This is a genomic window from Flavobacterium azooxidireducens (assembly GCF_023195775.1).
GTDB classification, from domain to species: domain Bacteria; phylum Bacteroidota; class Bacteroidia; order Flavobacteriales; family Flavobacteriaceae; genus Flavobacterium; species Flavobacterium azooxidireducens.
In genome coordinates this window covers 2,571,814-2,598,371 of sequence record NZ_CP096205.1, presented here as the reverse complement: position 1 = coordinate 2,598,371, position 26,558 = coordinate 2,571,814, and the positions used below count along the sequence as shown (strand labels likewise).

The window sequence follows — 26,558 nt, the reverse complement described above, 5'->3', positions numbered from 1 at the left end:
AGCCCGAGCCATTCGCTTCTAAAAAACTTGAAACCCGAAACTTGAAACTTCAAACTAAAATTGTACCTTTGCACCCGAATTAAAACAAGCAAATTACAATGGCAACAAATAGAACTTTTACAATGATTAAGCCGGATGGTGTTGAAAACGGACACATCGGTGGGATTTTGAATATGATTACGGAAGGTGGTTTTCGTATCGTAGCAATGAAATTAACGCAATTGACGGTGGCTGATGCAAAGGCATTTTATGCTGTTCACGCTGAAAGACCTTTTTATGGTGAATTGGTAGAATTTATGACTCGTGGTCCTATCGTTGCTGCAATTTTGGAAAAAGAAAACGCTGTTGAGGACTTTAGAACTTTAATTGGTGCAACAAATCCAGCAAATGCTGCTGAAGGAACTATTCGTAAAAAATATGCTACTTCAATGGGCGAAAATGCGGTTCACGGTTCGGATTCGGATGAAAATGCAGCGATTGAAGGTGCTTTTCATTTTGCAGGAAGAGAGATGTTTTAGGTAACGGTTATCGGTTATCGGTTATCGGTTATCGGTTATCGGAAAAATACAAAAAATCCCATTTCAAGTTGAAGTGGGATTTTTTTATTTTGAAAACAAAAGTTATACAGATTTCTGTAAATCCCTAAATAAGGTTGACCGGTTTTTAATACTAATGTTTAAATTTATCACTGATCAAAAATAAAAGTTATTCTGAAATTTTTAGCCCTTTTAACTGGCTAAAAAAATTTTGGAAATAACTTTTATGATTTTTATCCCGAACCATTGTCATAGATTTCAATAATTGGATTTTTATAATTCTTTTTGAAACAATTTTCATAAAACTCTCTCGGTGTCATTTTGTTTAAATTTTTATGAATCCTCTTTTCATTATAATGCCAAACTGCTTTGCTTATATTTCTTTGTAATTCCTCAAATGTTTTTGGCTTCCAATAATCCAAATATTCTTCTTTAATTGTTCTGTTTATCCTTTCAGCATAAGCATTATCTTGAGCAGAAATTGCCATACTGACTCTTGAACCCCTTGACTTTAATAGATTTATATACTCATGATATAAATATTGACTTCCCCTATCGGAGTGATGAATTTTTGGAGCATCATACTCTTTCAAAGCTATTTCTAACGCTTCAAGGTTTGCTGTTCCTCTCATATGGTTAGATATTCTGTGACCAACAATCAACTTTGTATATACATCAACAATAAAAACAGCATAATAAAATCTTTCCCCCAAAGCGATATAGGTAATATCTGATTGCCATATTGTTGACGGTTTATTAACCAAATATCCTTTTATTAAATTTGGATATTGATTTGCAATGGAATAAGTTGTCCGTTTGTAATTCTTTTTATACTGAACTCTAAATCCTAAATCCATCATAATATCTATAAACCTATCTCTTCCTAAAAACTCTGGTCGAAGTACGTAATACATTTTTTCAACCCCACAACCCGGATGCTCTTTCCTTAATTCTTGAGCTTCGATTACTAATTTCTCTACTTTTTCGGTGAATAATTTTTGTTCTTTACAATATTTATTCACAGCTTGTTTAGATATAGTAACAACCTTGTACAGACTATTTAAAGAGAAACTTACTTTTTCTTTGTTCTCTCTAAACCATTGGATTGTAGGGTGCTTGAGTTTTTTTTAATGTCAATATTTAGCTCATCTTTGGCAATATCAATCATCTTTTCCAAATACTCAATCTGAATTTGCTTCTGACCAACTATTTGCTCCAAACTTTTAATTTTCTGCTCTAGCTCTTTTAGCTTTTGAGTGTTACTTTCTTTCATCTCAACAACCCGTATTCCTTTTTTGTTAAAGGTAGAAAATTTATAAATCCATTGATAAATAGATTTATTACAGATACCATATAATTTTTCTAATTGATAAACACTGTAAATTCCGCTTTCATATAACGAAACTATTTCCTGTTTAAACTCGGTAGAATAAAATCGATACTTCTTAATTTTTCTCAAATTTGCTTTCATATAAGTTGACTTTTGTGGTCAACCTATATCAGGGACGTACAGTTGTCTGATAACAGAATACTGACAACAGACAACAGACAACAAATAACCATCAACCAAAAAAAAATCCTTAATTTTGCAAAAATAAAAAACACCTATGATTCCAACTGAAACCATTGTTGCTTTAGCCACACCTTCGGGTGCCGGAGCCATTGCAATTATTCGTTTGTCTGGTAAAGATGCGATTGCATTGGCTGATAAAGTTTTTGTTTCAGTTTCAGGAAAAGAATTAACAAACCAAAAAACACATACCATTCATCTCGGTCATATTGTAGATAATGGAAAAACGTATGACCAGGTGTTGGTTTCTGTTTTCAAAAATCCACATTCTTATACAGGTGAAGACGTTGTAGAAATTTCCTGCCACGGTTCTACTTTTATTCAGCAACAAATCATTCAGCTTTTGTTGCGAATGGGAGCAAAAATGGCTCAGCCCGGTGAATTTACGTTACGTGCTTTTTTGAATGGCAAGTTAGATTTATCGCAAGCAGAAGCTGTGGCCGATTTAATTGCATCAGACAACGAAGCTTCGCATCAAATTGCTATGCAACAAATGCGTGGTGGATTTAGTAATGAAATTGCTCAACTGCGACAAGAACTTCTCAACTTTGCGTCATTAATTGAGTTAGAATTAGACTTTGCCGAAGAAGATGTTGAATTTGCCGATCGCACTCAATTTAATGAACTTTTAACCCGAATAGAATTTGTTTTGAAACGTTTGATTGACTCTTTTGCAGTGGGTAACGTCATTAAAAATGGTATTCCGATTGCAATTGTTGGTGAACCAAATGTGGGTAAGTCCACCCTACTCAATGCGTTATTAAATGAAGAACGAGCCATTGTTTCCGACATCGCAGGAACCACTCGCGACACCATTGAAGATGAATTGGTAATAGAAGGCATTGGTTTCCGATTTATCGATACAGCCGGAATTCGTGAAACAACCGATCATGTAGAAAGTATTGGTATTAAAAAGACGTTTGAGAAGATTGAGCAGGCACAGGTGGTGTTGTATATTAGCCCCCTAACCCCGAAGGGGGAATTGAACTCGATGCCTTGAAAACTGAAATAGAAAAGATTAGAAATAAATACCCTCAAAAGACACTACTAACGATTATCAATAAGAAAGACTTACTTTCTTCTGAAATGATAAAAAAGTTAGAAAAGGAACTGACAACAGACAACGGACAACAGCAAACACTTTTCATCTCCGCTAAACAAAATATCGGTATTGATGAACTCAAGCAAACCCTACTCTCTTTTGTAAATACCGGAGCGTTGCGAAATAATGAAACAATTGTCACCAATTCACGACATTATGATTCGCTTTTGAAAGCGTTGGAAGAAATTCAGAAAGTGAAATGGGGATTGGAGAGTAATCTATCTTCCGATCTAATGGCAATTGACATTCGAGAAGCGTTGTTTCACTTTGGTGAGATTACGGGCGAAGTAACGAATGATGAGTTATTGGGGAATATTTTTGCGAATTTTTGTATTGGAAAGTAAAACATTCCATCGTAAAAATTAATCACTACTGTTATATAAAGCTCTTAAAAATGTTATTCGTTCGTATAAAGGTTTAATTTAGATAAAAAATCAATAACCTTTAAACAATAAAAAAGAGGCAAAAGCCTCCTCAATTACATTTTAACCAATGCTTGTGCATAAAACATGTCGTTGCTGCCATTACCTCTATTATAAGTTACGCTAACTCCACCTTGCAGTTGCCACTTCTCTTTTAAATAGTGGTTTACTTTCTGCTCTAAATCTAAAATTGACTTTTCTTGTAGTACTTTATATTCCATAATTGTCTAATTTACTGTTGTTAAATTCTTTAAATAGTCATAAAATTCCATCGACCAAACCGTTTTATATTCGTACTTAATCGGATTAAAAACTTTGTAAGCGATTAAGTGGCTTTTCTTAAAATACAAATTTTCGATAATAAGTACCTTTTCTTTGACATCTTTAAATTCAGGATGTTGATAAGGAAATGCCAAACCCAAATCTTCCGGACGAATAAAGAAATTTGAATTCTTAAAGCCCAACACATTTTTGAAAAACGGATGAGCGTACTTCTCATGCAAGGGATTAGTATTTTGCCAATGAAATTGCAGCGGTTCTTTGTTAATGATTTTTTCCATAAATGGTATGGTTTTATGACTTTCTAATAACGGAAATTCATACACATCAACCAGTTGCAATTCTCGTTCTAAGTGATGCAATTGTAAGTCATTCCCAAATGCTTCATTGAAATTGAAACCTATAATAATATCTTCATTCACATAAAGTTTCGACAAAACTTCACCGGATAAATTTTCAGGATTAACCACCCAACGTTTTCTTTTTTTACTATTCGCTTCTTTGTCAGATTCATAAAAAGGTAAATTTGAAATTAGATTTATAATATCTTCTTTGGTTTTGCCTTCAATATTAAAAGCTTGTATATTTAGTTTGTTCATGAGTTTGATTTTAAACAGTTTATAATTTTAATTGCAATCGCATAGGGATATTTATCCATTGAATGATAAAAATCAAAGTCATTATTTTCTTGTATAATTTCTTGAGCTCGTTCGTAGTCTGCAACTTTAGGATTATCAATTAGCTCAAATCCTAACCTGATAATATCTTTTTTTGACAGCGTTTTCTTTTCTTCTAATCTAATCTTGTATTCATGAAACTTGTTTTTTACATCAAAATCTTCCTCTGACTCGGTGAATAGCTTTCTGAAAATTTCGTTGTATTCATCAAAACGCAATTGTTTTCTTCCAAAGTATTTCTCTTTTAAATCAACTAATTCCAGCCATTTTGAATAGGTCTTTTTATCTACTTCAAAATCATTGGCTATGTCGGTTTGAGAAAGCTTGAATGCATTTAATTTAGTTTTCCTGAATGAAATTCTAAATAGTTTTTTTTTTATTTCACTGAGTATATAAAATCGTACTAGAAAAACTTTTCCTTCTTCTGTTCTTTTATTTTTTTTCACAAGTTCATAGAAAACACTTATAGCATAAAATAGGGTATTGAACAGACCTTTTCTTGGATTGCTTAATTTTTCAAAATCAGTTTTTTGTTCCTCCGTTAAATTATTTAAGAAGTTAGTTGCAAACGTTTTAAAATCGTCTTCAATTAAATATTTTTTATTTCCTTTCTTTTCTTTGTGTTGATGGTAAAATGTATTAAGCAAAATAGTTAACTCCTCTTGAGTATAAGAAGAGTTAACTTTGGTTAATAGAAAATGATTTAGTTTTTCAATCATTTGATATAAAATTCAATTACTTTTTTGCGTTTTTGGATGCTGCACTGGTTGCTCTTGCTGCAAAACTGCTTTTAGAAACTGTTCCTCCACTACTCTTTGCTGTAGAACTTTGAATTCTTGCCGCTGCTGTTTTTGTCATTGGTGTTTTTGCCATGATTTTACTATTTTTATAATTACTGGTAACAAAGTTAGGATACATTGATAACCAAAAAAAGAAAATTATCCCTGATACTAATTATTTTTTAAATCTTTTTTTTCCAAATAAAAAAAAAATGATCAATTACGGATTCCCGTAAAATACTTCTATCTCCATTTTTTACTTTTATAAACGCATAAATCTCCAACCCGAATAATTGTTAAAGTTATTTATTTTTGGTAGGTTTGAGACTTACGAAAAGTTATAAAATTACAATCAAAAAATGGCCATACAAAGCAAAGCGAAAAAAGAAAAAAGTATTGAAGAAACATTATGGGATTCTGCCAACAAACTCCGTGGAACGGTTGAATCATCCGAATATAAACACGTAGTTTTGGGATTAATCTTCCTGAAATTCGCCAGTGATAAATTTGAAGAACGACGCAAAGAACTCATTGCAGACGGCAAAGAAAAATTCATAGAATTCAAAGAATTTTACAACCAATCCAATATTTTCTATTTACCGGAAACGTCTCGGTGGTCGCATATCATTGCTAACTCCAAGCAAAATGACATTGCACTGAAAATTGACACGGCTTTGCACACTATCGAAAAAAACAATCCTTCTTTAAAAGGTGCGTTGCCCGACAATTACTTTTCACGATTAAACATGGATGTGAGTAAACTGGCTGCCCTACTCGACACCATCAACAATATTGACACACTCAAAGACAAACAAACCGACATCGTGGGTCGTGTGTACGAATACTTTTTAAGCAAGTTTGCATTGGCCGAAGGAAAAGGAAAAGGCGAATTCTATACCCCAAAAAGCATTGTTAACCTCATTGCCGAAATGATTGAACCCTACAAAGGAATCATTTATGATCCGGCTTGTGGTTCGGGTGGTATGTTTGTGCAAAGTATCAAGTTTATTGAAAACCACCACGGCAACAAAAAAGAAATTTCTATTTACGGACAAGAATATACGGCTACCACATACAAACTAGCCAAAATGAACCTTGCCATTCGAGGTATTGCTGCCAACTTAGGCGATGTGCCTGCCGATACCTTTGGCAAAGACCAACACCCAGATTTAAAAGCAGATTTCATCATGGCAAACCCACCGTTTAACCAAAAAGATTGGCGAGCAAGTGACGAACTAAAAGACGACCCACGATGGCGAGGCTACGAAGTACCACCCACGAGCAATGCCAACTATGCTTGGATTTTAAACATGGTGAGCAAACTCTCCGAAAATGGCGTTGCCGGCTTTATCTTAGCCAATGGTGCTCTTTCCGGTGGTGGTGAAGAATACAAAATTCGTAGAAAGTTGATTGAAAACGATTTGGTAGAAGCAATTGTGATTTTGCCAAGAAGTATGTTTTATACCACCGATATTTCAGTAACGCTTTGGATTTTGAATAAAAACAAAAAAGCCAGAACGGTGCAATTGCCGGATGCTATTAGAAATTATCGTGACAGACAGCATGAAATACTATTTTTAGATTTAAGAGAAAAAGGTATCCCTTTTGAAAAAAAATATACCCAATTTTCAGACGAAAATATTATTGAAATCACCGAAGCCTACCACAATTGGCAAACGGATTTAACAAAATATGAAGACGTTCCAGAGTTTTGTTATGCAGCTTCTATTGATGAAATTGTAGCAAAAGATTATTCGTTAGTACCTAGTAAGTACATCACGTTTGTAAACCGTGATGAAAATATTGATTTTGAAGATAAAATGAAAGCCTTGCAAACTGAGTTTTCCGAGTTATTAAAAGCCGAAGCACAATCGAAAAATGATTTATTAACCGTATTTAAAGAATTAGGTTATGCCATCGAGTTATAAACGTTTGGGTGAATACATTCAACCGGTTGCAGGTAGAAACAAGGATTTAGAAAATTTACCTTTAGTTGGTTTAAGTATTACTAAAAAATTCATTCCTTCAATTGCCAACACCATTGGAACGGATATGTCAACTTACAGAGTAATTGAAAGAAATCAATTTGCTTATGGACCAGTTACTTCCCGAAATGGTGATAAAATTACAATTGCTTTGTTTGATGATTTTGATAAAGCGTTAATTTCACAAGCATACATTCCTTTTGAAGTAAAAGATGAAAAGGAACTGAATCCCGAATATTTAATGATGTGGTTCAGAAGACCGGAATTTGATCGGTATGCTCGTTTTAAAAGCCACGGAAGTGCCAGAGAAATTTTTGACTGGAATGAAATGTGTGCGGTTGAATTACCCATCCCATCCATAAAAAAACAACTAGAAATCGTTCGAGAATACCACACCATTCAAAACCGTATTGCTTTAAACAACCAATTGATTAGTAAATTGGAAGAAACTGCACAGGCTATTTATAAGGAGTGGTTTGTGGATTTTGAGTTTCCAGATGAAAACGGAAAACCATATAAAAGTAATGGTGGAAAAATGGTCGGGTGCGAGGAGTTGGAGAAAGAGATTCCGGAGGGGTGGGAAGTTGTTAATTTGGATGAAATGATCGAAGTTAAATATGGTAAAGATTATAAGCATTTACAAAAAGGAAATATTCCTCTTTATGGTTCTGGCGGTGTTATGGGTTATGTTGATAAAGTTTTGTATGATCAAACAACAATTTTAATTCCTAGAAAAGGATCATTAAATAATATTTTATTTTTAAATAAGCCTTTTTGGTCAGTTGACACAATGTTCTATTCAATTCTCAAAAATGAATACAATGGTTGTTACATATATTTCTTTTTAACTGCAATGGACTTCAATTCTTTAAATGTTGGCTCTGCTGTTCCTAGTATGACTACAAACTATTTGAATAATATGAAAATTATAAAGCCGTCAGCTAATGTTTTGAAAAAGTTCGACAAATTGATAAGGAAACTTTTTAGTCAAATTGAATTTAAAAAAAATCAAAACCAAAAACTTGAGGAATTAAAGTATTTGTTGTTGGCAAAGATGACAAGGGTTGAGAGTGAAAAAGAAATAGCATGATATGGTTTCAAATACAAGAATAAATAAAATTGGAGAAAATATAGCTGCTCGTGGTGGAGAAATAACACCCGAAGAGTTAGAGCAATTACAATTATTTAGGACTTCATTTTCTAAACCATTGGTCGATGTTTTTAATATAACTAGAGAAATTGCAGATAAAGTGCATCAATCTAGCATTTTAGCTTTTAGATTAAAAAGAATAGATACCATAATAAATAAACTCAGTCGAGAAAAAGAAATGGATTTGAGTAGAATGGGAGATATTGGTGGTATTCGTTGCATTTTTTATAATGAAGCAGAAGTTTATAAAGCAAAAGAATTGATTGAAAAGACTTTTGAATCTGGAGGTAAAACTAGAGATTATATAAAAGAAATACATAGAGATATTGGCTACAAAAGCATTCATATGTATGTGAAAGATCCAGTTTCACAAAAAAGGATAGAAATTCAATTACGAACAAGAAATCATCATAATTGGGCAACATTAATTGAAATAACCGATTTATTGTACGATTTAAGATTAAAAGAGTTAGGATTTGAGTCAAACAAAAAATTTGGTCAATTTCATGCACTTATGTCTAGCGATAAAGAATTAACAAAGGAAGAAGCTGAATTAATTTATGAAGTTTTGGATAAATACAATTTTATTACTGTTTTGAGTGATACTTTTCGTAAAAATAATGCCGAAGTAAAAAAAAGATGGTCTGATGAAAATAAAAAGAATTCATTTTTTTTGATTGAGGCTTCTAAAACTCAAATCCCTAATTTAAAATCATTTAGAACTTTTGAAGAAGCTGAACATGCCTATTTTGAAAAGTACAAAGAAAATAGTTCCGCTGAAATAGTCTTAACATCTATTAAAAAACCAAATTTTAAACAAATTAGCGTTGCTTACGCAAACTATATTTTATCTTATCACACTTTTATGAGTGATATTCGTCCTATTCTTCAAGTACTTGCAATCGAAGCTTTAGAAGATAAAAACATCAATAAATTTGAAAAGATTTTTAAAACGTATGAAGATTTAATAGCAAATTTGATTTTAGAGGTTATTTCTGAAACTGCAGACCTTTTTTTTAATAGAATGGATAAAAACAAAATAATTATAATTGGTCGAACCAATAAAATGAATAAGCTACAAGAGAGAGAGATAATAAAGAAAATTGATTTAAAGATTAGAGAATTTCAGAGAACACATCACGAATTTATTTTAGAAATTGAAGAAAATATCCCAAAAGGTTATTTCAAAAAGAAAAAAGTTGAAAAATTTTTAAAAAAACATAATGAAAGAATTGCAAATATTATAATGAGTAAAGAAATTAAGTTTGAGAATTTGATATAGTAATCTTGAAGAATAATAAATTCTTGGTGAATAAAATTATTAATGATTTACAAAAATGACGAAAAAATAAAATAAGAGAATTGAAATGTCCAACCTCACCGCCATCCTCTCCAACCATTCGCTCAACACACAATCGCATACCGTTTTAGCTAAGCAATTGAGTGAAAAGCTACAAACATCGGTGGCCTATGGTTATTGCAATAATTTAGAAGTGCCGGCTTTGCAATGGCCGGGCGATTATAGTTTTGTAGAGCAAGGAGTTGTTGTTTTTAAGGACGCAACCGAAACGTTGTTTTTGTCTGATTACTATTATTGGCATCGGGAGTTGTTGCAAAAACATTCGCATCACATAAAAGAATGGTTCAAAAGCGATGAATATCTTATCAAAGAAATAGAAGAAAGCAACGATTGTGTCACTTTTGAATTGTGCAAAAATGATGCGTTTAATGTGATGTTTTCCATTCATCAGCACGTTTTAGAAATAGATTATTTAGATTTCATCGATTGGCGAAATTTTACTCGTTTTTTTAGTTATGAAGCGATAGAAGAATCCATTCAAAACTTACAAGAATGGCGTAAAGAACACCAAGATTACATTAATAATTTGGGTGGTTCAGAAATGATTGTCTATGAAGATATTGCAGAAATTTTTATTGAAATGGCAAAATTCAAAACCACCACTTTTGAACAAATGAAAGAAGAAGCCATTAGAGAACATCCAAATAATTATTGCAACATTTCTGATTTCTTTGTGGATAAAAAATACATTGGTTTACCAAAATATGATGATTCACCCCTTACGATGGAAGATTTTGAACGCCTGCAAAATGATTTGCCTTTGGAACGTAATAATAATGAAAAATATTTTGGGGTATTTTTTGATGATTTTAGGGGGATATAAAGTTTAAAAAATAGAATAAAAAAATATTTTTAAATATGTGAGCAAATTGATAGATTTGAATAGGCTTATTTTGATATTTTAGAGAAAAATTAGGATTGAATCCTACAACATACAATCAAATCAATCTTGGCAAGATGACTAACTGAAATTAATTAGAATAATGAAACACGAAATCATCCATACCTTAACTCAAAATTTTGAATCGCATGCCAATCAAACAGAAGACGGCGTAGAATTTTGGTTGGCTCGAGATGTGCAACACTTATTAGAATACACCAAATGGGATAATTTTTTAGGCGTAATTTCTAAAGCAAAAACCGCTTGCGAAATATCCGGAGAAGACATTAATAATCATTTTGCCGATGTCGGGAAAACGATACAAATGCCCAAAGGTGCTGAAAAAGAAATACTCGACTTGATGCTTACAAGATATGCTTGTTATCTGATTGCACAAAATGGAGATCCACGAAAAGAAACCATAGCTTTTGCCCAACGTTATTTTGCCATTCAAACGCGAAAAGCAGAATTAATTGAACAAAAAATATTGGAATATGAACGTGTTCAAGCCCGTAACAAACTTAGAGCAACTGAAAAAGAATTATCACAAGTAATTTTTGAACAAACAGGTGGCAATCAAAATTTTGCATTAATAAGAAGTAAAGGCGATACCGCTTTGTTTAATAGGACAACGCAACAAATGAAAGTGAAATGGGGTTTATCCGAAACTAAACCATTAGCAGACCACATGCCAACCATTTTACTAAAAGCAAAGGATTTTGCTACGGAAATAACTATTTTCAATGCAAAACAGCATAAAATGAAAACTGAAAATCAAATTTCAAATGAGCATATAACTAATAACAAATCTGTTAGAAACACTTTGCTTTCAAGAGGTATCGTTCCTGAAAATTTGCATCCAGAAGAAGACATAAATAAAATAGAACGAAGATTGCAAACAGAAGAAAAGAAAGCATTAAAAAACCCTGAAAAGCTTAATGAAAAAGATAAATAAACCGATTTAAAAACTAAAATATAATTGAATTACAAAAAAAAATAATATAAATTACAACTGGTTTAAAAAACCCACTTATTGCGGATGTTTGTTTTAAAGCCGGATATATTGACTCTTGGGGTCGTGGAACACTTAAAATATATGAAGCCTGCAAAAATGCAGGATTACCTGAACCTGAAATTGCAAGTTTAGACGGTGGTTTACTTGTTACTTTACATAGTAAAGAAAGTTCAAAAAAGGTGGTCAAATAAGTGGTCAAATAAGTGGTCAAATAAGTGGTCAAATAAGTGATTCAATAGCTAAATTAACAGAAAGACAAATTGAAGTTCTGAAATTAGTTATTGAAGATAATAAAATCACAAGAAAGAATATTGCCGAAGCACTTGGAATTGCAGAATCAGCTATTCAAAAACATTTAAAAGCACTAGTTGTAAATAAAATAATAAAACGAGTTGGCCCAAAAAATGGCTACTGGAAAATATTGATAAAACTATGAAATTCACCGAATCACAACTAGAACGAGCATTTATAGACTTGCTTAAAGCCGAAGATATTAATCATTCGGTAGGTGGAGCGATTCGTAAAAGTGAATTTCAAGGCGTTCAGGAACCGGCACCGGTTTATGGTCATATTGCTACCGAAAAAGTAATTCTTGAAGATGATTTTCGCCATTTTTTAAATTCGAATTATGCTTCAGATAAAATCACAGAGAATGAAATTCAGTCCGTCCTTCGTGATTTAGACCGTCTCCCCGCTTCTGATTTATACGAAAGTAATAAATCATTTATGAAAATGGTGAGCGATGGTTTTCTGCTTAAACGTGAAGATCGAAACCAAAAAGATATTTACATTCAATTAATTGACTATTCTGAAAAAGATAATAATACCTATAAAATCGTCAATCAATTAGCTATCAAAGGCTACGAAATGCGTATTCCCGATTTGATTTTTTACATTAATGGGTTGCCATTGGTGGTATTTGAATTTAAAACGGCTATTCAGGAAAATGTTACCATTTACGACGCTTATAAACAATTAACTACTAGATATCAGAAAGACATTCCTGAATTATTCAAATACAATGCTTTTTGTGTTATTAGTGATGGTGTGAATACAAAATCCGGTTCCTTTTTTGCCTCCTATGAGTTTTATTATGCTTGGCGAAAAGTGGAAGGAATGACAAATGACGTAGATGGAATCGATTCGATGTTTACGCTGATTCAAGGGATGTTTAATCGAAACAGAATCCGTGAAATCATTCAGCATTTTATTTACATCCCGGACAGCTCCAAAAAGAATGAAAAAATATTGTGTCGCTATCCACAATATTACGCTGCCACAAAGTTATATGACAATATCAAACGCAATCAAAAACCACTGGGTAATGGTAAAGGCGGAACGTATTTTGGTACAACGGGATGCGGAAAAAGTTACACTATGTTGTTTTTAACTCGGTTACTGATGAAAAGCAAACACTTTGCAAGTCCAACCATTGTGCTTATTACAGACCGAACCGATTTAGACGATCAACTTTCGGGGCAATTTACTGATGCAAAAGGATTTGTAGGTGACGAAACAATCATTAGTGTAGAAAGTAGAAGCCAATTAAGAGAACTTCTGCAAGGTAGAAACAGCGGAGGTGTTTTCTTAACCACGATTCATAAATTCACAGAAGATACACAACTATTAACCGATAGAACAAATGTGATTTGTATTTCTGACGAAGCTCATCGAAGTCAGACTAATCTTAATCAAAAAGTAGTAATTTCTGAAAGCGGGATAAAGAAAACCTTTGGCTTTGCAAAGTATTTACATGACTCACTGCCCAATGCAACTTACGTTGGATTTACCGGCACTCCGATTGATGCTACACTTGATGTTTTTGGTGAAATCATAGATTCCTATACTATGAGAGAATCAGTAGCTGATGAGATAACAGTTCCATTAGTTTATGAAGGACGTGCTGCAAAAGTAATGCTTCATCAGGAAAGACTTCGAGAAATTGAAAACTACTATGAGCAATGTGCTGAAGAAGGCAGCAATGAAAATCAAATTGAAGAGAGTAAAAAAGCGATGTCACAGATGAATGTGATTCTAGGCGACCCTTCCCGATTAATTGCCATTGCAGAAGATTTTGTGATGCATTATGAAAAAAGAATTGCAGAAAAAGCGACGGTTGCAGGAAAAGCGATGTTTGTTTCCAGCAGTCGAGAAATTGCTTATCAATTATATCAAAATATTTTAGCCCTGCGTCCGGATTGGGGAGTTATTAAAGAAGCCGAAAATCCTGAATTGTTAAGCGAAAAAGAGAAAAGAGAATTATTACCTATTGAGCAAATTAAAATGGTAATGACCAGAGGGAAAGATGATAAAAAAGAACTTTACGATTTGCTGGGAACGAAAGATTACAGAAAAGAATTAGACAGACAGTTTAAATTTGAAAACTCCAATTTTAAAATTGCCATAGTTGTCGATATGTGGCTTACCGGTTTTGATGTACCTTTCTTAGATACCATATATATTGATAAACCTATTCAACGACACAATCTAATTCAAACCATTTCAAGAGTTAACCGTAAATTCAAAGAAAAGAAAAAAGGATTAATAGTCGATTATATCGGTATTAAAAAGCAAATGAATCTTGCATTGGCTCATTACAATTCCAATCAAGAAACAAGTATCGAAGAAGTGGAACAATCAGCCAATACCGTTAAAAATCAATTGGATTTATTGGCAAAAATATTTCATCGCTTTGATGACACAAAATACTTTAATGGTACTCCAGTAGAACAGTTAATAACATTGAACAAAGCCGCCGAATATGTCCAATTGACAAAGGATTTAGAAATCCGATTTATGAATATTGTCAAGCGTTTAAAAGCTGCATTTGATTTATGTTCCGGCAGTGAACTAATATCTGAAAATGAAAAAGACAAAATTCATTTCTATTTGGCTGTTCGTTCGATCATCTACAAACTAACAAAAGGCACAGCCCCCGATTCGGCTCAAATGAATGAAAAAGTACGAATCATGATTCAGCAAGCCATTGAAAGTGATGGTGTGCAGGAAATTTTTAAATTAGGCGAAGACGATGCAAACGAAATTGATTTGTTTTCGGATGATTATTTGGCGAAATTAGATAAAATTAAACTTCCTCATACCAAGTTTAAACTTTTGCAAAAGCTATTGCAACAAGCTATTGATAAAATGAAAAGAGTCAATAAAATCGCCAGTATAGATTTTTCAAAACGATTAGAATTCATTGTTCAAAAATACAATGAGCGAGATGAAAACGATGTTTTACAAAGTATCGTTTTAGAGGATTTTACCAATGAAATCATGGATTTGTATTTTGCAATGAAAACAGAAAATGAATCAATCATTGCATTGGGTGTTGACATTGAAGAAAAGGCATTTTATGACATTCTAAAAATGCTAACGATAAAATATGACTTCCTTTATCCTGATGAAAAGTTAATCCACCTTGCAAAACTTGTCAAAGGGGTCGTTGACGACAAAACCAAATATACAGACTGGAGTAAACGTGAAGATATAAAAGCAGAACTAAAAGTTGATTTAATTATTCTTCTTGCCGATAATGATTATCCTCCAATTGATAGAGATGAAGTGTATAAAGAAATTTTTGAACAGGCAGAGAATTATAGGAAGTACCAGCGATAGATTAGACGCAAATAAATTTAATTTAATAATACTATTTCTAAAAAAAATATTAGAATAATTTTATTTAGTTATAACTTTCAGGTAAAATGTAAAACAGTCATTTTATAGTTTAGTTTGAACACAAACTGTCTTCAGTCACAGTATTCTTTTGAATATTTTTTAACTGCTTCCTAGCCTGTCGTTATTGATCGCATCCAAAAATTTTCACATATTTAGTGTGTTTTCGGGAAAAACAAATGCTTTTACGGATTCCCGTAGCGGTAATTTTACTATTTTCCACTGCTTTTTTGCGGTGATTAATACAAATAATCACCGCAAAAATTAGTTAATGCAGTGGTAAGTACTTATATTTACCGCACAAATGCATTGATTATGTACATCCACGAACAAAAAAATTGGCCATCCTTTAGATGGGATGCAGAAAACATCAGTACTATTCTTGGTGCGGTAAGACATCGCCAAGGTAAGATACTGGGTCAAATGCAAACGTTAGGATTTCAGATTCAGGAAGAGACAATGTTGAAAGCATTGACTCTGGACGTTTTAAAATCTAGTGAGATAGAAGGTGAATTGCTCAACCCGGAACAAGTACGTTCTTCTATTGCTAGACGTTTAGGAATTGAAATTGCAGGTGCATTACCTGCGGAACGAGATGTAGAAGGAATTGTAGAAATGATGTTGGATGCCACGCAAAAATATAATTTTCCATTAACTGCTGAACGATTGTTTGATTGGCATGCTGCATTGTTTCCAACAGGTCGAAGTGGAATGTATAAAATAAAAACGGCAGCTTGGCGTGATGATATAGTTCAGGTTACTTCAGGGGCAATGGGAAAAGAAATTGTACATTTTGAAGCCCCCAATGCTAGTAAAGTGCCGGATGAAATGAACGTTTTTTTAGAATGGATGGAACAAGAGTTAGACCTTGACCCTGTTCTCAAAGCTGGGCTTGCACACTTATGGTTTGTAACCATTCATCCTTTTGATGATGGAAATGGTCGTATCACAAGAGCAATTACGGATATGCTATTGGCACGAGCAGATAAAACGCCACAACGATTTTATTCTATGTCGGCACAAATTCAAGCGGAACGAAATAATTACTATAACATTTTAGAACGCACACAAAAAGGAGACCTTGACGTGACTGCGTGGCTAACTTGGTTTTTAGATTGTTTAATGCGTTCGATGGATCAAACCGATGAAATTATTGCAAAAACAATAGTTCGTGCTCAGTTTTGGGAAACACAAAAAGAAACCATTTTTAATGCTCGACAACAAAAAATACTTCAACTACTTTTAGATGATTTTTTCGGAAATCTCAACGTTTCCAAATATGCAAAAATTGCCAAAACTTCTACTGATACTGCTCTACGTGATTTGCAAGACTTGGTTAAAAAAAATGTATTGGAGCAAATTGGTGCTGGAAGAAGTACTTCGTATAAACTGAAATAAAGGTTAAAAATACATTACCCTGATTGGAAAAAGAATGAGCCGATTAAATGATTTAATCGGCTCAAAACTTAAAAATTTTCTATTAAATTTTTTTCGCTTAAAATAAAATCTCACAAAAAATTAAGTAAAAAATAAATTCATTAGAGAGATTATAACCGATGAAATTATTTTTATATTTGCTTTGAAAAGCGTTTACAGAAATTAGCACTCAAAAATAAATTTGTACCTCGCTTGTACCTCTATCCTTTTAATCCTTTAAATAATTGACTTCGCACTTTCTGGCTTCGCACTCTCTGTATTGGGAAGTAGGAAAACAAAACACTACCAAGAAAACGATTTAACATCTTATTTATCAATATTTTATATCGTTTTCATTTATGTCATTTTTGGATATTATGTGCTATTTTGATTAAATTTGCAACTCATTTGTAGCCCTAAATATCAGGCTTTCTATTTTGCATTTATAATAGGACAATAATATTAAAAGAGGTACTGTCAAAAACTATCGTACTCCTACAACAATGTTAATGACTAACTTTGCTACTCTTTAAAACAAATAATTACAAACTCTTTATGATAAACTCACTTCTTCTATTTTTTTGATGTTGTTCTTCTGAACAAGGAGAATCATTTGTTGGTTCACAACCACAATCGTTTACTAATTGCGATTCTCCGTAACCTCTTCCAGTTAATCTATCAGTTGCAATTCCGTTTTTAATCAACCATGCGATTGTTGATTTTGCTCTTCTGTCAGACAAAGCTTCATTGTATTTTGCGGTTTGACGACAATCGGTATGCGAACGAACATCGATTTTCATAGTTGGATATTCTTTCATTACTTCTAATACTTTAGCTAATTCTACAGCCGCATCTGGTCGAATGTTTGATTTGTCTAAATCGAAGTAAATAATGTCAATATTTAATGCTTCATTTAAAGGATCTCCAATTTGTAATGGTTTCTCCGTTAACTCTAAAGCTACTTTAGAATCGGTTGTTCCAGATTCTTTTGGAATACTAACAGAGATTTCATTGGTGTTATAAGTTGGTTTTTCAGCTCTAATTTTAAGTTTTATATCGCATTCTACTGTTCCAAAGTCATATTTTCCCTCTGCATCAGATGTTAGTTCTTTCAATTTATTTTCTGTCGCATCATATAAAATCACTTTTGCATAAGCAATAGGTTCTTGTGAATCGTCATCCACTACAATTCCAGTTAAAAGCTGCTCGCAATCTTTTGGAATAGGCAAAATTTCAGTGAATTTATAAATATCATCATAGCCTAAATTATCTTCTTTTCTGTTGGAAGAGACAAAACCGTTTTTAGTTTTAGTGTCAATTAAAAAGGCAAAATCATCCATATTACTATTCACAGGTTCTCCTACGTTTTTTATGCTTCCTACTGATCCATCATCTTTTAATTGTGTTACAAAAACATCTAATCCACCTAATCCTGGATGTCCATCTGAAGCAAAATACAACTCGTTGTTATCGGTAACATATGGAAACGTTTCTCTACCTTCAGTATTAATTTTATCACCTAAATTCTCCGGTGTTCCATAACTGCCATCAGCGTTGATGTTCACTTTGAAAATATCAGATTGATCACCTCCAATTGTTCCCGGCATGTTTGAAGCAAAGTATAATGTTTTTTCATCTGGGCTTAAAGCCGGATGTGCTACACTATATTCGTTACTATTGAATGGTAATTCGGTAACATTGGTCCATTTGTCGCCTTCTTTTGTGGCTTTGTATAATTTTAATAAAATAGTACGCTCGCTATCTCTACCTTTTTTACCATTATTGAAATTATTTCGGGTAAAATACATGGTATTTCCATCTTGAGTGAATACAGGTGTTGACTCGTGGTATTTAGAACTTACACTTTTAGAGAATTTCTTTGGTGACTCAAAGTTTCCGTTATCGGTTACTTTTGCACCATACAAATTAGTATAGGATTGATTGGTCCAGCTGTGTTTTTTACTACTGATGCTTCCCGTATCTCTTGCCGAAGCAAATACTAATTCATCTTTATAAAAAGCAGTTCCGTAATCAGAAAATTCTGAATTGATTCCTGCATTTTTGATTTGGTATCTGCCTGAATTTTTCTTAATTTCTGCTAAATAATCTTTTTGTGTTTTACCAATTTTCGTACGATTATCATTTCCGCTTTTCTGATAGAATTTTTCCATCATTTGGTCTGCTTTTTTGTAATCACCCACCGATTTTAGCGTTTGAGCGTATCTAAAATAATACTCCGGTTCGACCTCTTGATTCATTGCAAAAAGTTCGGTGTACCATTTATTAGCATCTTCCAATTTTGATTGAAAGTAATAAGCGTTTGCTAATTTTTGAAATAATTCAACAGATTTATGACCCTTTTCGGCAACTTTTTCATAGGTTTTAATAGCGTCTACATAAGCAAATTGCTCATAGTTTTTGTCTGCTTTTTTAATTTTTACTTCTTGTGCATTTACTGAAAATACATTGAGTAATAATGCAAGAATTATTATAATTTTTGTTTTCATGTCTTAATTTTTAGAAAAATCTTGGTGAAACAACTTTTTCTTTTTTGCCTTTGAACTCATAGCGTAAGAAAATTTCGTGCGAACCCGAATTGTAGTTAGCAAGCTTGGTGGTTTCTGCATCGTAAGCATAACCAATCATCCAATTTTCATTAACTTGAAAACCAGCTAATCCACTCACGGCTGCATCCCAACGCCAGGCAGCTCCTAAAACAAACTTTTCATTAAACATGAAATTTGCTGTTAAATCTAATTGTAAAGGAGCACCACTTACTACTTTTGTTAAGAAAGCAGGTTTGAATTTTATTGAAGGGCTCAAATCAAAAACATAACCTCCAATCAAATAGTAGTGCATTCTTTCTTTAGCTGTAGCAAACGCATTATCATCATAGTGTTCAGTTTCTAAAAAATTTGGAGCCGATATTCCGGCATATAATTTATCTGAATGGAGGTAGACACCGGCTCCAATATTTGGTGAAAATCTATTGTCGATATTATTTTGAAATTGTACATCTGTAGGGTCGTATATGTTTAGTTTGGTGTAATCAACATTTAGTAAATTGGCAGTTCCTTTTACTCCAAAAGATAATTTATAAGTTTCAGATATTGGAATAGTGTAGGATATGTCTACAGAAATCGCATTTTCATCAGAAGGACCAATGCGGTCGTTTACAAATGATATTCCTAATCCAACATTAGAGTTATTGATAGGTGTATTTATTGAAGCTACGTTAGTCATAGGTGCTCCATCTAAACCTACCCATTGGTTTCTGTGCATGCCAAATAAACTCATTACGCCTCTACTTCCCGCATAAGCCGGATTAACATTAATAGTGTTGTACATGTAATTGGTGTACTGTGAATCTTGCTGGGCGTTAGCGACTGTAACTGTTAATAATAAAAACAGTATACATACTTTAAATTTATTTATCACTACTATCATTTTAGTTATCATTTAGGTATAAATATCCTGATTTTTTCGTTTTAGAACCGCCTGTTTCATCTAGGAAATTTAAGATATAAAAGTAGGTTCCTGAAGGTAGTTTTTCGTTTTGACCAACTGTTACTCTACCTTCAGAATAACCTCTAAATACGTTGCCATTTGAATCGTATGATGAAGTTTCATATACTTTAACTCCCCAACGATTGTATATTTCTACTTTATTATTAGGACAAGAATCAATTCCATCTAAAAAGAAATAGTCATTTACACCATCGCCATTTGGAGAAACCGCATTATAAATTACTAAACCTCTACCTCCACAAGGCAAAATATTATCAACTTTCACTCTAGCAAGTGTAAAAACCCCAAATCCTAATACCGGATTTACTACTGTGGTTACTTCTTTAGTGGCAGGATCAGCGACACCACCTTCATCAATCCAAAGATTTTGTGTTGCATCCCAGCGTACGATATGAATTTCTTCATAAGGAGCAGCATAAATGCTTGATGGGGTAGTGTCTTCATCCCAAGTTAGTGTTAAAAAAATATCACTGTTACCAGTTGTTCTATCAATTGTCCAATATTCGGCATTATCAATTAAGGTAATAACCCCAGCTCTGTTGGTATGTGGGTAAAGTGGATTTGAATCTTCCCAAAAGTACTTTCCTGTAAAAGCATCTGTAGCTTCATCAGGTGCAGAAATTGAAGCATAACGAAACTGTTCACTATCTCCAATGGGAAATTGAAAAGCATCATCACCATTTTTTTGTACATAACCATCAACGTGACTAGCATCATCAACATTAGCATGGTATGCATTATCTTCAAAAACAAGTAATCCTCCAAAGTTATCGTTATCTACTATTCCTTGATAAAAATCGAGCTGACCAGCGATACTTATTATATTTGACTGATGAAAAGCAGGCTGAACATTCGTATTATTAAACTCACCATTATTCCATTCCATAGGAATGCTTCCTGAGATATTTTGAAACCCAGCCAAGCCACGCATACGGGTTATTCCAGTATTACTTCCTGCAGTAAAGGTGACTAAGCCATCATTGTTGTAATGACTATAAACATATAAATCACCATCATTGATTAGATCTCCTGTGGGGCGATTATCTAATGTTTCAACCGTACTCATTATTGTTCCTGGGGTAATTATCAATTCCCCTGTATTTACTGTTTGTGCGTTTATACTATAACAGAAAAACAAAACAAATAATCTAAAAATATTTTTCATAATCAAATATTAAAAATTAAAGAACACTTCTATAAAACAAGGTTTATAAAAAGCCAAACAATTAGTATTAACCATAATTTCAACAACTACATTTTCTATATTAAAAGAAATTATAATCAGATTGATATTATTACATCATCTAAATCTGAAAACTAAAATTATATGAATAGCATCAGAAATATTTTGAGTCTGTTATGAGGTATGGTTATGTTACTATTAGTTTTTTTGTTTTAAAATCATTTCTTCTAAACGTTTCATACGCTCTATAGCTTCCAGTGATTGCTTTTTTAAAGCCTCAATTTCGGTTTTTTGCATTTCTATTAACTTCTGTTGCTCCTGTAATGCCTTTACCATAGGTGCAATAATGTCATTGTAACGAACGCTCATTGTAGAATCATCTGCTTCAGATATGATACCGCTGTTAGTAACACCATTATTCTTTAAAGTCTCTTTCACTTCTTGTGCAATGAAACCATATTCTAGTTTTTTACTTTCGTCATTTTTACGGATATAAGAAACGGGTCTCAATTGTTTAATAAAATCTAATCCTATGTCAGAGTCTTTGATATTGCTTTTTAATCTTTTATCGGAAGTTACCGTCCATGCCACTTGAACGCCTGCATAAGTCACAGCAGCATTTCCTATTCTTACTTGGTTGTCTGCAGTACCATTAGGTACATTGGCACCATTACCGATAGCGGTATTGTTGCTACCTGTGGTAATGTTTACTCCACTAGATAATCCAATAGCTGTATTATTATTACCAGTTGTAGCACTCAAACTTGAATGTCCCACCGCTGTGTTACCAATACCTTCTGTATTGTTCCGTAATGCCACATATCCAACTGAAGTATTATTATAACCTGTTGTATTAAACCTTGCAGCATTCACTCCAAGAGCTACACTTTGAAAGCCAGTTGTGTTACTTAAAAATGAAAACGCTCCAATCCCTACATTACTAAAACCTGTAGTATTAGCAGCTAAAGTAGAGGTTCCAATAGCTACAAGAAAATTACCTGAAGTATTAGAAGGCAATGTATTATCACCAAAGGCAGTATTTCCTACACCTGTAGATGTTAACGGAAGAGACCCTACCCCAAAACTGGTGTTGTTAGTTCTCAATGCCCCAGAAACCACATTGTTTCTTTTAAAAACCATATCTACATCATCTGTAGTACCCAAGAAATTAGTTCCTGCTGTTGTTCCTGCATTTCCGATTACTTTCCAATCATCACTAACAGGTCCAGCAGGTCCGGCAGGTCCAGCAGGTCCAGCAGGTCCAACTAGTGAATCTAAGAAATCTTGCTCAGTTCCAGTGTTACCTTCACTAATCCAAACTTCGTATGCTGATAAACCGTTAGTTCCGTTAGTTCCATTGATTCCGTTTGTACCGTTAGTTCCTGCGATACCTTGAGGTCCAACTAAAGAGTTTAAGAAATCTTGTTCTGTTCCTGTATTCCCTTCGTTAATCCAAACTTCGTAGGCTGATAAACCGTTTGCTCCGTTTATTCCGTCAACACCATTTGTTCCGTTTGTACCGTTAGTTCCTGCGATACCTTGAGGTCCAACTAAAGAGTTTAAGAAGTCTTGTTCTGTTCCTGTGTTTCCTTCGTTAATCCAAACTTCGTAGGCTGATAAACCGTTTGCTCCGTTTATTCCGTCAACACCATTTGTTCCGTTTGTACCGTTAGTTCCTGAGATACCTTGAGGTCCAACTAAAGAGTTTAAGAAGTCTTGTTCTGTTCCTGTGTTTCCTTCGTTAATCCAAACTTCGTAGGCTGATAAACCGTTTGTTCCGTTGATTCCGTCAACACCATTTGTTCCATTGATTCCATCAACACCATTCGTTCCGTCTACACCGTTAGTTCCTGCGATACCTTGAGGTCCAACTAAAGAGTTTAAGAAGTCTTGTTCAGTTCCTGCGTTTCCTTCGTTAATCCAAACTTCGTAGGCTGATAAACCGTTAGTTCCGTCAACTCCGTTGGTTCCATTGATTCCATCAACACCATTAGTTCCGTCTACACCGTTAGTTCCTGCGATACCTTGTGGTCCAACTAAAGAGTTTAAGAAGTCTTGTTCTGTTCCTGTGTTTCCTTCGTTAATCCAAACTTCGTAGGCTGATAAACCGTTTGTTCCGTTTATTCCGTCGATACCGTTTGTTCCATTGATTCCATCAACACCATTTGTTCCGTCTACACCGTTAGTTCCTGCGATACCTTGAGGTCCAACTAAAGAGTTTAAGAAGTCTTGTTCAGTTCCTGTGTTTCCTTCATTAATCCAAACTTCGTAGGCTGATAAACCGTTTGTTCCGTTTATTCCGTCGATACCGTTTGTTCCATTGATTCCATCAACACCATTTGTTCCGTCTACACCGTTAGTTCCTGCGATACCTTGAGGTCCAACTAAAGAGTTTAAGAAGTCTTGTTCCGTTCCTGCGTTTCCTTCGTTAATCCAAACTTCGTAGGCTGATAAACCGTTAGTTCCGTCAACTCCGTTGGTTCCATTGATTCCATCAACACCATTAGTTCCGTCTACACCGTTAGTTCCTGCGATACCTTGTGGTCCAACTAAAGAGTTTAAGAAGTCTTGTTCTGTTCCTGTGTTTCCTTCGTTAATCCAAACTTCGTAGGCTGATAAACCGTTTGTTCCGTTTATTCCGTCAACACCATTTGTTCCATTGATTCCATCAACACCATTTGTTCCTGCGATACCTTGTGGACCAACTAAAGAGTTTAAGAAGTCTTGTTCTGTTCCTGTGTTTCCTTCGTTAATCCAAACTTCGTAGGCTGATAAACCGTTTGTTCCGTTTATTCCGTCGATACCGTTTGTTCCATTGATTCCATCAACACCATTTGTTCCGTCTACACCGTTAGTTCCTGCGATACCTTGAGGTCCAACTAAAGAGTTTAAGAAGTCTTGTTCAGTTCCTGCGTTTCCTTCGTTAATCCAAACTTCGTAGGCTGATAAACCGTTTGTTCCGTTTATTCCGTCGATACCGTTTGTTCCATTGATTCCATCAACACCATTTGTTCCGTCTACACCGTTAGTTCCTGCGATACCTTGAGGTCCAACTAAAGAGTTTAAGAAGTCTTGTTCAGTTCCTGCGTTTCCTTCGTTAATCCAAACTTCGTAGGCTGATAAACCGTTAGTTCCGTCAACTCCGTTGGTTCCATTGATTCCATCAACACCATTAGTTCCGTCTACACCGTTAGTTCCTGCGATACCTTGTGGTCCAACTAAAGAGTTTAAGAAGTCTTGTTCTGTTCCTGTGTTTCCTTCGTTAATCCAAACTTCGTAGGCTGATAAACCGTTTGTTCCGTTTATTCCGTCGATACCGTTTGTTCCATTGATTCCATCAACACCATTTGTTCCGTCTACACCGTTAGTTCCTGCGATACCTTGAGGTCCAACTAAAGAGTTTAAGAAGTCTTGTTCAGTTCCTGTGTTTCCTTCATTAATCCAAACTTCGTAGGCTGATAAACCGTTTGTTCCGTTTATTCCGTCGATACCGTTTGTTCCATTGATTCCATCAACACCATTTGTTCCGTCTACACCGTTAGTTCCTGCGATACCTTGAGGTCCAACTAAAGAGTTTAAGAAGTCTTGTTCAGTTCCTGCGTTTCCTTCGTTAATCCAAACTTCGTAGGCTGATAAACCGTTAGTTCCGTCAACTCCGTTGGTTCCATTGATTCCATCAACACCATTAGTTCCGTCTACACCGTTAGTTCCTGCGATACCTTGTGGTCCAACTAAAGAGTTTAAGAAGTCTTGTTCTGTTCCTGTGTTTCCTTCGTTAATCCAAACTTCGTAGGCTGATAAACCGTTTGTTCCGTTTATTCCGTCAACACCATTTGTTCCATTGATTCCATCAACACCATTTGTTCCTGCGATACCTTGTGGACCAACTAAAGAGTTTAAGAAGTCTTGTTCTGTTCCTGTGTTTCCTTCGTTAATCCAAACTTCGTAGGCTGATAAACCGTTTGTTCCGTTTATTCCGTCGATACCGTTTGTTCCATTGATTCCATCAACACCATTCGTTCCGTCTACACCATTCGTTCCGTCTACACCGTTAGTTCCTGCGATACCTTGTGGACCAACTAAAGAGTTTAAGAAGTCTTGTTCTGTTCCTGTGTTTCCTTCGTTAATCCAAACTTCGTAGGCTGATAAACCGTTTGTTCCATTGATTCCATCAACACCATTTGTTCCGTCTACACCGTTAGTTCCTGCGACACCTTGTGGACCAACTAAAGAGTTTAGGAAGTCTTGTTCTGTTCCTGTGTTTCCTTCGTTAATCCAAACTTCGTAGGCTGATAAACCGTTTGTTCCGTCGGCACCCGCTGGTCCAGTTGCTAAATTTACAGTTACTGAAATTCCAGCTTCATTTACATAGGTAATTGTTCCATCTCCATTATCTACTAAGGTAGTTATCGTTTCATTGGCTTGGACAATATCTTGAATATTGATGACTTGTGTTACGCCATTATCATCTATATAAGTAAATTGATTTCCATCAAAATAGACGTTTCCTCCATTTTCTTGAATGATTTGAATTAATTCATTCAAAACATTTGTATCGTTTACAATCGTTTGAAAATTATTAATTATATCAGAAAGGACATTAATTGTAGTCACTGTTCCATTTTCACTAGTATAAGTGTAAGTTCCGTTGTTGTTATTTATTAATGTAGCTATGTCATTTTCAGATTGGACTCTTACCCACTCTGAAATATACCAATAATAAAAACCCGGAGAAACTTCATTAGGTGAAGTACCTGATGTTGCCGTGTTGAAAACTAATAGACTATTGATGTTTCCATTAGAAATTGTAGACGTGTCAATTCTGTCTGTTAAACTTACTCTAGGAATTAATATTCCCTTATCGTTTGAGACAACATCTAATTGTGCAGAAGAATTAGGCATAACTGTCCCGACTCCAACCTGAGCCTGACCATCATAAATTGCACCCAATAACACAAAGAATAATAATGTAATTTTAACTTTCATATGATTACTTTT

General features: G+C 34.1%; 20 protein-coding genes and 1 pseudogene. 11 read left to right on the top strand and 10 right to left on the bottom strand.

What is annotated here, in order from left to right:
• Window positions 1-98 precede the first annotated feature (98 nt).
• Window positions 99-518 carry a nucleoside-diphosphate kinase gene (locus M0M57_RS11340; protein WP_248433142.1) on the top strand — a complete coding sequence of 140 codons (420 nt, stop codon included), beginning with the start codon at window positions 99-101 and terminating at the stop codon, window positions 516-518.
• A gap of 251 nt (window positions 519-769) precedes the next feature.
• Here M0M57_RS11340 and M0M57_RS11335 read toward each other — a convergent pair whose 3' ends face one another.
• Together M0M57_RS11335 and M0M57_RS11330 are read right to left on the bottom strand one after the other, a co-directional pair.
• Window positions 770-1,591 carry an IS3 family transposase gene (locus tag M0M57_RS11335; protein WP_248436719.1) on the bottom strand — a complete coding sequence of 274 codons (822 nt, stop codon included), beginning with the start codon at window positions 1,589-1,591 and terminating at the stop codon, window positions 770-772.
• Window positions 1,592-1,608: 17 nt separating this feature from the next.
• Window positions 1,609-2,007, bottom strand: a complete 399-nt coding sequence (locus tag M0M57_RS11330; RefSeq protein ID WP_248433141.1) for a transposase — start codon at window positions 2,005-2,007, stop codon at window positions 1,609-1,611.
• A gap of 136 nt (window positions 2,008-2,143) precedes the next feature.
• Between M0M57_RS11330 and mnmE the strand changes: the two are divergent.
• Window positions 2,144-3,552: pseudogene (gene mnmE, locus M0M57_RS11325) on the top strand (tRNA uridine-5-carboxymethylaminomethyl(34) synthesis GTPase MnmE).
• A gap of 134 nt (window positions 3,553-3,686) precedes the next feature.
• Here mnmE and M0M57_RS11315 read toward each other — a convergent pair.
• Genes M0M57_RS11315 through M0M57_RS11300 form a run of 4 tightly spaced genes read right to left on the bottom strand, consistent with a single transcriptional unit; the run spans window position 3,687 to window position 5,459 of the window.
• On the bottom strand, window positions 3,687-3,851 hold the full coding sequence (locus M0M57_RS11315; RefSeq protein ID WP_248433138.1) for a DUF1737 domain-containing protein: 165 nt from the start codon (window positions 3,849-3,851) through the stop codon (window positions 3,687-3,689).
• Between the two features lie 6 nt (window positions 3,852-3,857).
• Window positions 3,858-4,508 (bottom strand): hypothetical protein, encoded by a 651-nt coding sequence (locus M0M57_RS11310; RefSeq protein WP_248433137.1) that lies wholly within the window; start codon window positions 4,506-4,508, stop codon window positions 3,858-3,860.
• A complete protein-coding gene (locus M0M57_RS11305; RefSeq protein WP_248433136.1) occupies window positions 4,505-5,305 on the bottom strand; it encodes a hypothetical protein in 801 nt (266 codons plus the stop codon). The genes M0M57_RS11310 and M0M57_RS11305 overlap by 4 nt, the downstream gene beginning before the upstream one ends.
• A gap of 16 nt (window positions 5,306-5,321) precedes the next feature.
• A complete protein-coding gene (locus M0M57_RS11300; RefSeq protein ID WP_248433135.1) occupies window positions 5,322-5,459 on the bottom strand; it encodes a hypothetical protein in 138 nt (45 codons plus the stop codon).
• 265 nt (window positions 5,460-5,724) lie between these two features.
• Here M0M57_RS11300 and M0M57_RS11295 point away from each other — a divergent pair, with 265 nt between their 5' ends.
• From M0M57_RS11295 to M0M57_RS11260, 9 genes are all read left to right on the top strand, one after another.
• Entirely contained in the window at window positions 5,725-7,293 is a 1,569-nt protein-coding gene (locus tag M0M57_RS11295) for a type I restriction-modification system subunit M (RefSeq protein WP_248433134.1), read from the top strand.
• Window positions 7,277-8,440 carry a restriction endonuclease subunit S gene (locus M0M57_RS11290; protein ID WP_248433133.1) on the top strand — a complete coding sequence of 388 codons (1,164 nt, stop codon included), beginning with the start codon at window positions 7,277-7,279 and terminating at the stop codon, window positions 8,438-8,440. Before M0M57_RS11295 ends, M0M57_RS11290 begins: the two co-directional genes overlap by 17 nt.
• A gap of 1 nt (window position 8,441) precedes the next feature.
• A complete protein-coding gene (locus M0M57_RS11285; protein ID WP_248433132.1) occupies window positions 8,442-9,782 on the top strand; it encodes a RelA/SpoT domain-containing protein in 1,341 nt (446 codons plus the stop codon).
• Between the two features lie 85 nt (window positions 9,783-9,867).
• Window positions 9,868-10,683: a hypothetical protein gene (locus tag M0M57_RS11280; protein ID WP_248433131.1), complete on the top strand. Its 816-nt coding sequence runs from the start codon at window positions 9,868-9,870 to the stop codon at window positions 10,681-10,683.
• A gap of 160 nt (window positions 10,684-10,843) precedes the next feature.
• Window positions 10,844-11,695, top strand: a complete 852-nt coding sequence (gene dinD, locus M0M57_RS11275; RefSeq protein WP_248433130.1) for a DNA damage-inducible protein D — start codon at window positions 10,844-10,846, stop codon at window positions 11,693-11,695.
• Between the two features lie 50 nt (window positions 11,696-11,745).
• A complete protein-coding gene (locus M0M57_RS11270; protein WP_326930626.1) occupies window positions 11,746-11,946 on the top strand; it encodes an ATP-binding protein in 201 nt (66 codons plus the stop codon).
• On the top strand, window positions 11,943-12,191 hold the full coding sequence (locus M0M57_RS16770) for a winged helix-turn-helix transcriptional regulator (protein ID WP_407647486.1): 249 nt from the start codon (window positions 11,943-11,945) through the stop codon (window positions 12,189-12,191). The genes M0M57_RS11270 and M0M57_RS16770 overlap by 4 nt, the downstream gene beginning before the upstream one ends.
• A complete protein-coding gene (locus M0M57_RS11265; protein ID WP_248433129.1) occupies window positions 12,188-15,376 on the top strand; it encodes a type I restriction endonuclease subunit R in 3,189 nt (1,062 codons plus the stop codon). The genes M0M57_RS16770 and M0M57_RS11265 overlap by 4 nt, the downstream gene beginning before the upstream one ends.
• A 372-nt stretch (window positions 15,377-15,748) precedes the next feature.
• Entirely contained in the window at window positions 15,749-16,831 is a 1,083-nt protein-coding gene (locus M0M57_RS11260; protein WP_248433128.1) for a Fic family protein, read from the top strand.
• A gap of 560 nt (window positions 16,832-17,391) precedes the next feature.
• Here M0M57_RS11260 and M0M57_RS11255 read toward each other — a convergent pair.
• The 4 genes from M0M57_RS11255 to M0M57_RS11240 form a co-directional block, all read right to left on the bottom strand.
• Entirely contained in the window at window positions 17,392-19,356 is a 1,965-nt protein-coding gene (locus M0M57_RS11255; RefSeq protein WP_248433127.1) for an OmpA family protein, read from the bottom strand.
• Window positions 19,357-19,366: 10 nt separating this feature from the next.
• Window positions 19,367-20,296 (bottom strand): PorP/SprF family type IX secretion system membrane protein, encoded by a 930-nt coding sequence (locus M0M57_RS11250; RefSeq protein ID WP_248433126.1) that lies wholly within the window; start codon window positions 20,294-20,296, stop codon window positions 19,367-19,369.
• A gap of 1 nt (window position 20,297) precedes the next feature.
• Window positions 20,298-21,542 (bottom strand): gliding motility-associated C-terminal domain-containing protein, encoded by a 1,245-nt coding sequence (locus tag M0M57_RS11245; protein WP_248433125.1) that lies wholly within the window; start codon window positions 21,540-21,542, stop codon window positions 20,298-20,300.
• A 216-nt stretch (window positions 21,543-21,758) separates the two neighbouring features.
• Window positions 21,759-26,546, bottom strand: a complete 4,788-nt coding sequence (locus M0M57_RS11240) for a tail fiber domain-containing protein (protein ID WP_248433124.1) — start codon at window positions 26,544-26,546, stop codon at window positions 21,759-21,761.
• Between the last annotated feature and the right edge of the window lie 12 nt (window positions 26,547-26,558).